The sequence below is a fragment of the Pedobacter terrae genome (genome assembly GCF_900100705.1).
In the GTDB taxonomy this organism is placed as follows: domain Bacteria; phylum Bacteroidota; class Bacteroidia; order Sphingobacteriales; family Sphingobacteriaceae; genus Pedobacter; species Pedobacter terrae.
Genome location: NZ_FNCH01000042.1, coordinates 1 through 9043, shown reverse-complemented (window position 1 = coordinate 9043; position 9043 = coordinate 1). Strand labels below are relative to the sequence as shown.

The window sequence follows — 9043 nt, the reverse complement described above, 5'->3', positions numbered from 1 at the left end:
ACCTAAAGGATCAGCACGCTACACTGGCTAGTTCTTGACCGCCCATGAAACAAAAATAAAATATTTTATTTGCAAATTAACACAGAATCTATCGGGTCAAGCTGAGCATGACGACATCGCCAAATTTAATTCTTTTGCTATTTCTGAATCTGTTATTTTGAGACAGGTTCATGTTTTTCCTGATCAACTTAACCAAAACTTATGAACCCATCTACAATGGCTATCTCAGGGGGCAGGCTATGCCTTCATATTTACCATAGCTTTTTAAAAATATTAACCGTTTTTTTGCTGTTTATGGCCCTAGCCGCAAATGGGGTTACCGCACAGGGAGCCAGGCCAGCCAGCGGTGTTGCCGTTGGCGGGGCTGTTCCTGAAGCCATATGGCAAAGCAGCCATTTTGTTTTTTCGGGCGGCACACCCGATGAAGGCAAAAATACTTCAGTTACTTTAAACCGCTACCGCGGCAAACTGATTTTGCTCGATTTTTGGGCCACCTACTGTGTGCCCTGCATAGCCAATTTTCCCAAAATGAAGATGCTGCAACAAAAATACCGGAACGATTTGCAGATCATTTTGGTAAATAACGAGCCTGTGGCCAGGGCAAGCAGCTTTTTACAAAAAAGAAAAAACGAACATAACGAAGCCTTTACCGCTATTGTGGCAGATACGCTGCTGAACAACACCTTCCCGCACCGCACCATACCCCACTATGTATGGATTGGTAAAGGCGGAAAGGTGCTGGCCATTACAGGCGAAGAAGAACTGGAAGAAGCGAAACTGTTGCAGGCTATGGCGGGCGGGGGCAGTAGCTTCGTTAATAAAAAGAATATCGATCCGGCTTTGCCTTTGTTCAGCTCGGCCGATTTCCCTACCGAGGCTTTACAAAAGTACAGCCTGCTAACTAAAGGGCGGGTATCTGGCCTGGCCAGCGGTACGCAGTTCCGTAAAGCAAAATCGGGCCTGTTGGTGGGGCGTGCCTTTACCAATACCAACTTTTTTAGCCTGTACAGTACCATCGGCAGGGTGTTGCAACGCGCAGCGGGCCAGCGCTTTTCAGATCAACAGATCAGGTATACAGGTGCCGATTCAGCAGGTTTTCTACACGACAGTTACAATTATGAATTTGTAGTGCCTGAGCGTTTATCGGCCCGATTATACCCCATGATGCTGGCCGACCTGAATACCTATTCGCCTTACGTAGGCACATTAAAAACTCAAAAAACCGATTGCCTGGTGCTGGAGCGGTACCGCACCGCACGTACTGCTATGAACAATGGTGGTGGCAGCATTTTAGATCAGGGAGCTGGCCAACAAGGGGCTTTAAACTTAAAAAATGTTCCGGTTGGGGCACTTGTAGATCATTTAGAAAACCTGGCCTGGAACAGGCTGCCCGTGATTAACAAAACGGGGATCAGCCAACGCCTGTCCATCAGCATCCCCTTAACGGGCAACCTGCAGGAGGTGAATGCCGGGCTTCGCCAATATGGCTTACGCCTGCGGCCGGCAAAGAAAAAAGTAACCATAATGCTGATCAGCGACCAGCCAAACGAAACACTAAACCATTAAAATGAGGAATATACATATACTAATCTTATTGATCGGCTTTTGCCCGCTCATCGCCTTTGGGCAGGAAAGCTTTAGCGGCAAAATTTTAAGTGCTGCCGATAGTACTGCCGTGCTATCGAACATCGAACTTACAGGGGCTGATGGGCTGATGCGTAAAATGCAAACAGATGCAAAGGGGTTGTTTTTACTCAGGCTGCCTGCGGGTGCTTACCGTTTTGTGGCCACCGCGGTGGGTTTTAAAACTTATGCGGTTACCATAACGCTGCCTTTAACCCGGGCATTTGTGGCCAGGTTACCGCCTGCCGATAACCAGCTAAACGAGGTTACGGTAAGCACGGGTTACCAGTTGCTGGATAGGACGCGCGCCACGGGATCTTTTGACAAACTCGATAAGGCCAGGCTCGATCAGCAGGTGGGGAAAAACATACTCGATAGATTAGAGGCCATAGGTAACGGGCTCACCTTTGATAGGACTACCTCGGCCTCGGGCAAATTTTCTATCCGGGGTACCAGTACCATCCGTGGGCCGCGCGATCCACTGATTGTGGTAGATGATTTCCCTTATGCGGGTGACCTGGCCAATATTAATCCCGAAGATGTAGAGAGCATTACCGTTTTAAAAGATGCCGCTGCAGCTTCTATTTGGGGTACCCGTGCCGGGAACGGCGTGATTGTAATTACCACCAAAAGAGGAAAAAAGAATACGCCCCTGGCGGTAAATTTTTCTGGCAGCATTGGTTTTGCACAAAAGCCTAACCTGCGGTATGAGCAACGCATTTCATCAGCAGATGCGCTTGATGTAGAGCAGTTTTTATTTGGCAAGGGTTATTATACCAGCCAGATCAACTCCAGCCAGAAACCTGCTTTAACGCCTTTTGTAGAGCTGTTGATTTTGAATGCTGCGGGCAAACTTTCAACTGCTGATTTGGAACAGGCTAAGGCAGGTTTCGCCGCGCATGATGTGTATGATGATTTTGACCGTTACATTTATAAAACCGGGGTAAACCAGCAGTATGCACTCTCGCTATCGGGCGGGGGTGAAAAACATGCCTGGCTCATTTCTTCGGGTTACAACCACAATGTAGATAACCTGGATGGGGCCAATGCGAGGCAGAACATGAGGCTGAGCAATAATTTTATGCTGCTGCGCAACCTGAATTTAAATACCCTATTCAGTTATACGGGCGGCAAAGTTACAGCAGGGCAGCCCGGCATTGGCGGCATAACCAGTACCACCTCACTTTACCCATATGCGGCCTTTGCCGACGCCAATGGAACCCCTTTGCCCATTACCAAAAACTACAGGGCTGCCTATCTGGCTTCGCCAGCGGTAACCCAACTTTTAGATTGGTCGTATTACCCGCTCCTGGATAACCAGTACACCGATAATGTAACCCGGCTTACCGACCTGATGGCCAGTTTCGATTTGGGTTATAAATTGCCACTCGGCTTTAAGCTATCGCTTAAATACAATATCGAAGAACAGCGCACCAACAGGGAGATTTTACAAGGCTTAGGGAGCTATTATACCCGCAACCTGATTAACAGTTTTGCGCAGGTAAGTGCGGGTGGGGCGGTGAGCTATCCAATCCCCATAGGTGCCATTATGGATAGGAACGAGGGCAGGTTGCGATCGGAGCAGTACAGGGGCCAGCTTGATTTTAACCGGGTATGGCCTTCGCACAGGCTTGATGCTTTGGTGGGGGTAGAGTGGCGAAAGGCACAATCTACAGGGGTATCGGGCCGGATGTACGGTGTAGATACCGATAAACTGAACACCGGTTCGGTTGATTATACCCGCACGTTCCCCAATTCGGTTACCGGGAGTGCCGCTTACATTCCCGATGGTAACGGTTTAAGCCAAACAGCCAATAATTATTTTTCGCAGTTTGTAAACCTGGCCTATACCTTTAAAGATGCCTACACGCTCTCGGCAAGCGCCAGGGCCGATGCCTCTAACCTTTTCGGGGTAGCCACCAACGATAAATGGAAACCTTTATGGAGTGCAGGCCTGGGCTGGGATATAACGAAGATGCCGTTTTTTAAAGTGGGTTTTATAGACCAGCTGAAATTAAGGTCTACCCTGGGTTTTAGCGGCAATGCCGATCCATCTATGAGCGGGGTAAATACCATCCGTTACCAGGTTAACTCGCCCTATACGCAAACGCCATATGCCATTTTTGATAAGTATGCCAACCCTGAACTGCGGTGGGAAACGGTAAGGATGCTGAATATGGGGCTTGATTTTAGTATGTTCAAAGCCAGGCTATCGGGCAGTGTAGAGTATTATCAAAAACATGCTTCAGATCTGTTCGGCATTTACCCCATCGATTATACCACCGGGGTAGGCACCACCATATTGCGCAACGTGGCCGAAATTAAAGGCAAAGGTTTAGACCTGCAACTGAACGGCCTGATTTTGCAGGGCAGCTTTACCTGGGGCAGCACGCTCAACCTTTCGGTGTATAAAGATAAGGTGGCCAAATATTACCTGCCTTCGGTACAGGGGAGCAACTTTTTGCAGGCCAATGCCACGGTATCGGGTGTAGAAGGTTTACCCGTGTATTCCATTTTCTCTTACCGCTGGGCGGGCCTTGATGGCGCAACGGGCGAACCGATGGGCTTTTTAAACGGCCAGCCCAGCAAGGCCTACAGCACTATTATCAGTGGTACCAAACTTACAGATCTGGCATTTCACGGTTCGGCGCTGCCCCGTTATTTCGGCAATATGGTAAACGATTTTGGCTTTAAAGGTTTTACCCTTTCGGTAGCGCTCAGCTTTAAGTTCGGTTATTATTTCAGGCGTAAGGGTATTGATTATACCAACCTATTTGCCAATGGTAGTGGCCATGCCGATTTTGGCAGCCGCTGGAAAAACCCGGGCGATGAACAATTTACCCAGGTACCCTCAATGCCCTATCCCTTATCAAGCAGCAGGGAATCTTTTTATAGGTTTTCTGAAGAGCTGATTGATAAGGGCGACCATATCCGCATACAGTACATCAACCTTGATTATGCAGTCGGAAAAACACTTGCAAAAAAGATCGGCTTAAAAACACTAAACGTATTTGCTAACCTGGCCAATGTTGGCATTATTTACCGGGCCAACAAACATCAGCTAGACCCTGAGTATGTAACCAGTAGCTTTAACTTACCCCCTGGGCAAACCCTGGCTTTCGGCTTAAGGGCGGGCTTTTAAAATTGATGGATATGAAAAAGAGAAATATTTTTGGATTTTGGCTGTTACTGGCTGTTTTTGCCAATGCAATTTTAGGTTGCCAAAAACTTTTGGATGAAAAACCCGATCAGCGCCTGGTGATCCCCTCAACCCTGGCCGATTTTCAGGCGCTGATGGATAATTTCGGGGTGCTGACTGCTAAAGATCTGGTGTCGGCAGAAATCTCGGCCGATGATTACTACCTTACCGATGCTGACCTTGCCGCGCTGCCAGGCGAATATGAACGCAGGATGTACAGCTGGCAAAAGGATAACATTTTCGAGCCGGGCAGCAACGATTGGGCATACCTGTACAAAGCCGTTTATTCCTGTAATGCCGTACTGGAAGGGCTGGAAGCCTCAACCATAACCAGGGATACCAGATATAACGATGTAAAGGGGCAGGCACTGGTGTACCGGGCCAAATGCTTTTTGCAGGGGCTGGGCCTTTGGGCAAAGGCTTACCAGGTTTCTTCAGCAACAGACCTCGGTATCCCATTGCGGCCCAGTGCCGATTTTAATACGCCATCTACCCGGGCTACCGTACAGGAGGGTTACCAAAAGGTGCTAACTGATCTTAAAGCTGCGGTACCGCTTTTGCCCGTAAAAGCCCTGAGTGCCACCAGGCCATCAAAGGCAGCAGCCTATGGGCTTTTGGCGCGTGCCTTTTTATATATGGGCGATTACCAGGCAGCCGAAAATTATGCCGATTCCTGCCTGCGCAACAATGCCGCGCTTTTGGATTATAATCAGCTCAATGCAGCAGCACCTTATCCGATAGCACTTTTTAATCCTGAAGTGGTTTTTAACACGTTTTCTCCACCGCCAACAATACTAAGCAACACAAGGGCGAAGATGGTGCCTGAGCTTTTGCAGGCCTACCAGGCTGCTGATTTGAGGAAGCAGGTATTTTATGTGCAGAGCGGCAGCGCTTCTTATTTTAAAGGCACCTATTTCCAGCCCGCACTTTTTTTCGGCCTGGCTACTGATGAAATGTACCTAACCCTTGCCGAGTGCCAGGTAAGGAACGGCAAAACAGCGCTGGGTATGGAAACCCTGAACAAGCTTTTGCTGGCCAGGTTTAAAACCGGAACATTTGTGCCCTTGGTGGCTGGTGACAAAGCCACCGCATTGGGCGTGGTGTTAAGCGAAAGACGGAAAGAGTTGGTAATGCGGGGGCTGCGGTGGATGGATGTTAAACGTTTAAATGCCGAAGGTGGGAACATTGTGTTAAAGCGCACCATAAGCGGGATTGATTATACTTTAACGCCCAATGATAAACGGTATGCGTTGCCGATACCTGAAGATATTATTGCCCTAACCGGTATGCCGCAGAACGAGCGGTAAAACAAAGGGCCCGGTTAATTTAACCAGGCCCTTATTTACTTACAGTGCGCGTTGGGCAGGAGCATTATCCCTTACAGCGGCTGCATTGTCGCCGTAGGTATCTTCAATGTACTGGTCTAGCTTTTCCTGGGTATCAACCGTTTCTGGCGTAAGCAGGTAACAAGGTGCTGCAGTACCAGAGTTACAGCTGGTAGGCGGGCTCATGGTAGTAGAATACTGGTGGCCGTCTGTAGCTTGAGATAGCGTGGTGCCAATAAAATTCCACTGGATATCTGCTTTGGCTGATTTAAATGCACTGGTGGTGATGGTTAGGCCGAACCCCAATACGAGGGCTGCAAGGCCAAGGTTTAATTTGTTTAACATGGTATTTAGTTTTTAAATTGCTCCGTTTAGGAGGATAAATGATTTGATCTGGTTCGGTGGTCTGGCGATCGGTTGATTGTTGCTGTATTGGATATGACCGGTATCCGGTATGCTGATTACTCTTTGTCACCAACCTCCCGCTTTAAGTGGATAATTAAAGTAGTGAGCGTTATTGCGGTAAATACAAGATTAAATACCAGGTGTGCTTTCCAACCGAGCCATTTTAATACACCGCCGCAACTACAGGGTACCTTGTTAAAATAACCTGCCAGCACCAGCGCGGTGTATACGGTAAAAGCCGTTATTAACAGCAGCGATGCGATAAGGCCATACAACCTGGTTTTGGTAAAGGCAAGCAGGGTAGCAGTTGCTAGTTCTGCAGCGGGTACGGCGATTAACAGGAATGCAGAAAATTGCCCGGAGAAAGCCTGTTTGGCCAGTTCGGTTTTAAATCCGTGCATATCGCCAAGTTTACTTGCCGAGGTAGTACCCCATAAAATAATGAGTAGAATGTAGCCGGCTTGGTATGTATTTTTGCTTAAGTTTACTTTCATGGCCTTGCTGTTTTATTGGAGAATCTTTCTTGTAGTTAAAATCTGGTATAAAGTTCGGGTCAGATCGGCCCGGGCGAAGGCTATTTAGGTTGCCAAATGGCTTACCCGCAGTGAAATTGAGGTAACAAATATTACTTATTTAGCGCCTGTGAGCGTAAACGGCTCAAAACTTTTGGGTGTATGCCCAGGTAACTTGCAATTGTTTTTAAATCGCAGAGGTTAAACAGTTGCGGGCTGGTGAGCATCAGGTGATGGAAACGGGCCTTTGCGCTCAACATGGCAAGCCCTGTGGTATGCTGTATAACCAGCGCAAGCTGCTGCTGGTAAAGCGTGTTGATCAGTTTCGGGTATTCCGGGAAAACTTTATAAAGGCTGGCCGTGTGTTTATCATGGTATCCCATCAGGATAGAATCTTCCAGGAATTCGATAAATATTTCTCCCTCTATGTAACTGCTCAATGCGGCCATTGGTACCAGGAACTGGTGATGATGCCAGAATAAAATGGTTGTTTCTTCCTCATCTTTAACGGTATATAACCTTAACGTGCCCGTACTGATAAAAAGCAGACCAGTACAGTATTGATCGGAAACCTTAATGGTTTCTTTCTTTTTAAATGTGTGTTCTTGTACAATAACGTTCAGATAACTGGTTAATCCGTAAGATGGTGTTACGTAATTTCTGATTGTGCTTAAATAGCTGTTTTCTTCCATGATATGTTTTTTATATAAAGAAATAAGCTTTCGGGCCTTTGTCAAGTTGCTGGGCTGGCAACCCCGCGCAACCCGGCAAAGATTAGGGATGAAGTGTTTTTGATAAAATTGAATATTTTGCTGCCTGATGTAGTTGAAGGAAAATTTTTTTTTAAAGTACTGGCATGCATTTTTGGCCACCTCCGGGCAGGGGAGCGGGTATTTGCTAAATTGTTTTATTTGCCTCAATACGTCATTTTCCTGGCCGGGGAAAAAAATAAGGTTCCTTTTTTATGGAGGTCAAACGGTAATGTTTTGCAATACAGGGCCTTATCTGATATACGATTTGAAATAAGCTGTCGTTATACATGAAAAATAAGGTGTAATAATAATACGTAACTAAATACTAATTAAACTTACGAATGATGGAAAAACCAGCACTGTTTGCTTTTTCATCCCTAATAGTTGATGTAATGATAATAGTGCATAGCGATGTGGTTGATGCACGGCAGAACTGCCATCAACTGGTGGCGTACATCATTTTTAACCTGGGGTTTATTTGCCCCAGCAGGGGCCACCCAAAACACTGGGGAAACTATTCCCCACCATTTAATGATCATTTCATACCTGTTAATTAACGTCAGTATTACTGGGAATGTTAAACAGCTTTTGGCGCTGTTTGACGCTAAAATTTTAAGATTAACGCAAATTTTCTAACCAATTTTAGCCGCTTCAGCACCATGGGTTAACCGCCTAAATAACGGCACAGAAACATTTTCCGGATATGTTTGCGCAATGCCTCATCAGCGTTTCGCAATATGGTTTTGTTTTTAAACTCTACGCCCTATGAATAACCTCGATGCCCTTGTACAGATTTTGTACAACATTTACCTCGTGCTCAACAAAGAACAGTTAAAATTTACCTTTATCGATCTCTTTGGCGATCCTGAAAAGCAGTTAACCCGCCAGCAGGTTAAAGACTACCTCAACATTAGCGAAAGTACCTACAAACGTAAAGTGAAAGATGGTACGTTAAAACCCATCAAACTGCCCGGTGGCGATCGTTTTTACGTGAAAGACTTGCTCGCTGCCTATCTGGAGAGCCAGCGTAAAGGCCGTATTTAATTACTGTCCATTCCTAAAAAAAGTTTACATAGAAAGTTTTTCAAAAGAGAAAAACATTATGATAAGAGCAAAAGCACTTAAAGGTAAAGGTGGTCGTGAATCTATCCATTCTGATAGTTTCCGAATCCAGGTTGCATTAGAATATCTGGATGGATCGTTCAGCCAATCGCAAATTGAGAAAAA

7 protein-coding genes are annotated in these 9043 nt (G+C 46.4%); 4 read left to right on the top strand and 3 right to left on the bottom strand.

Annotation, left to right across the window (positions count from 1 at the left end):
* Nucleotides 1-201 precede the first annotated feature (201 nt).
* The 3 genes from BLR60_RS24415 to BLR60_RS24405 are packed head-to-tail and all read left to right on the top strand — an operon-like array spanning nucleotide 202 to nucleotide 6129.
* Complete coding sequence (locus BLR60_RS24415; protein WP_090505184.1) at nucleotides 202-1566, top strand: TlpA family protein disulfide reductase; 1365 nt, start codon at nucleotides 202-204, stop codon at nucleotides 1564-1566.
* 1 nt (nucleotide 1567) lies between these two features.
* Nucleotides 1568-4765, top strand: a complete 3198-nt coding sequence (locus tag BLR60_RS24410; protein ID WP_090505182.1) for a SusC/RagA family TonB-linked outer membrane protein — start codon at nucleotides 1568-1570, stop codon at nucleotides 4763-4765.
* Between the two features lie 11 nt (nucleotides 4766-4776).
* A complete protein-coding gene (locus tag BLR60_RS24405) occupies nucleotides 4777-6129 on the top strand; it encodes a RagB/SusD family nutrient uptake outer membrane protein (RefSeq protein WP_167354821.1) in 1353 nt (450 codons plus the stop codon).
* A gap of 39 nt (nucleotides 6130-6168) precedes the next feature.
* Here BLR60_RS24405 and BLR60_RS24400 read toward each other — a convergent pair whose 3' ends face one another.
* The 3 genes from BLR60_RS24400 to BLR60_RS24390 form a co-directional block, all read right to left on the bottom strand.
* The gene (locus BLR60_RS24400; protein WP_090505176.1) at nucleotides 6169-6492 is read right to left on the bottom strand and encodes a hypothetical protein; all 324 of its coding nucleotides are present in this window, start codon (nucleotides 6490-6492) and stop codon (nucleotides 6169-6171) included.
* A gap of 116 nt (nucleotides 6493-6608) precedes the next feature.
* Entirely contained in the window at nucleotides 6609-7046 is a 438-nt protein-coding gene (locus BLR60_RS24395; protein ID WP_090505173.1) for a MauE/DoxX family redox-associated membrane protein, read from the bottom strand.
* A 131-nt stretch (nucleotides 7047-7177) separates the two neighbouring features.
* Nucleotides 7178-7756 carry a Crp/Fnr family transcriptional regulator gene (locus tag BLR60_RS24390; protein ID WP_143009151.1) on the bottom strand — a complete coding sequence of 193 codons (579 nt, stop codon included), beginning with the start codon at nucleotides 7754-7756 and terminating at the stop codon, nucleotides 7178-7180.
* A gap of 825 nt (nucleotides 7757-8581) precedes the next feature.
* Here BLR60_RS24390 and BLR60_RS24375 point away from each other — a divergent pair.
* A complete protein-coding gene (locus BLR60_RS24375; protein ID WP_090505162.1) occupies nucleotides 8582-8860 on the top strand; it encodes a helix-turn-helix domain-containing protein in 279 nt (92 codons plus the stop codon).
* Nucleotides 8861-9043: the final 183 nt, after the last annotated feature.

What these genes read in the sequence shown, in the direction of transcription:
- BLR60_RS24415 (WP_090505184.1), top strand. Translation starts at nt 202, where the DNA reads ATGAACCCATCTACAATGGCTATCTCAGGGGGCAGGCTATGCCTTCAT.
- BLR60_RS24410 (WP_090505182.1), top strand. Translation starts at nt 1,568, where the DNA reads ATGAGGAATATACATATACTAATCTTATTGATCGGCTTTTGCCCGCTC.
- BLR60_RS24405 (WP_167354821.1), top strand. Translation starts at nt 4,777, where the DNA reads ATGAAAAAGAGAAATATTTTTGGATTTTGGCTGTTACTGGCTGTTTTT.
- BLR60_RS24400 (WP_090505176.1), bottom strand. Translation starts at nt 6,492, where the DNA reads ATGTTAAACAAATTAAACCTTGGCCTTGCAGCCCTCGTATTGGGGTTC.
- BLR60_RS24395 (WP_090505173.1), bottom strand. Translation starts at nt 7,046, where the DNA reads ATGAAAGTAAACTTAAGCAAAAATACATACCAAGCCGGCTACATTCTA.
- BLR60_RS24390 (WP_143009151.1), bottom strand. Translation starts at nt 7,756, where the DNA reads ATGGAAGAAAACAGCTATTTAAGCACAATCAGAAATTACGTAACACCA.
- BLR60_RS24375 (WP_090505162.1), top strand. Translation starts at nt 8,582, where the DNA reads ATGAATAACCTCGATGCCCTTGTACAGATTTTGTACAACATTTACCTC.